The sequence below is a fragment of the Thomasclavelia sp. genome, assembly GCF_047249845.1.
In the GTDB taxonomy this organism is placed as follows: domain Bacteria; phylum Bacillota_I; class Bacilli_A; order Erysipelotrichales; family Coprobacillaceae; genus Thomasclavelia.
Map to the genome: position 1 here is coordinate 942 of NZ_JBKTWO010000155.1, position 973 is coordinate 1,914.

A 973-nucleotide genomic window follows, 5' to 3' on the forward strand; every position below is an offset into this window, starting at 1 on the left:
AAACTGTGTCAGGCAGTTAATACAGTCAAAAATGTGAATGGAAAATTAATTGGACATATCAGTGATGGAAAAGGATTTGTCATGGCATGTGAAGAAAGAGAATGGCATATTCAAAATCAAAAGATTGTTGTTTTAGGGGCAGGTGGGGCTGCTTGTGCAATCATTGTAGAGATGGCGTTACAAGGTGCAAAAGAGATTGTTGTTTATAATCGTAGTGAGAAACCTTTTATAAAGGAGCTTAATCAAAAGTTAAATTGTGATATTCATTTAAAATCTTTGAGTAATAAAGATGAGTTAAAACAGGATTTAAAGGATGCCTATTTATTAGTTCAAACAACAAATGTTGGGATGAGTCCAAATGTTGATCAGTGCTTGATTGATGAATCGTATTTGTCTCATCAATTAAAAGTAGCAGATATCATTTATAAGCCAGCTCAAACGAAACTATTAAAAATGGCAGAAAGATTGGGGCTAGAGTATATGAATGGTGAAGGAATGATTTTATATCAAGGGGCTGTATCTTTTGAATTTTGGACTGGGCAAAAAATGCCTATTAAGGAAGTAAAAATTGCATTAGGAATGGAGTGAAAAATATGAAAGAAATTGTTATAGCATCTACCAATCAAGGGAAAATCAAGGAAATAAAAGCAATGTTGAATGAAATTGGTATTGAAGTTCGTTCAATTCAAGATGTTTTTGAAAAAGAAATAGATATTGAAGAAACTGGTCAAACATTTCAAGAGAACGCTTTGATTAAAGCGCAAACAATTTGTAATATGATCAATAAACCAACATTAGCAGATGATTCAGGTTTAGAAGTTGATGCCTTAAATGGAGCACCTGGTATTTATTCAGCAAGATTTATGGGACATGATACAAGTTATGATATAAAGAATCAATATATTATAGATGCTGTCAAAGGTAAAGAAAGAGGTGCTCGATTTGTATGTGCAATGGCTTTATGTATACCCTG

The 973-nt window shown here is 32.6% G+C and carries 2 protein-coding genes; both read left to right on the forward strand.

What is annotated here, in order from left to right:
• A partial coding sequence (locus tag ACLR9T_RS14240; RefSeq protein ID WP_413110128.1) for a shikimate dehydrogenase family protein occupies positions 1–588 on the forward strand: 588 nt, incomplete at its 5' end.
• A 5-nt stretch (positions 589–593) separates the two neighbouring features.
• On the forward strand, positions 594–973 hold a 380-nt coding region (locus ACLR9T_RS14245; protein WP_413110129.1), incomplete at its 3' end, for a non-canonical purine NTP pyrophosphatase.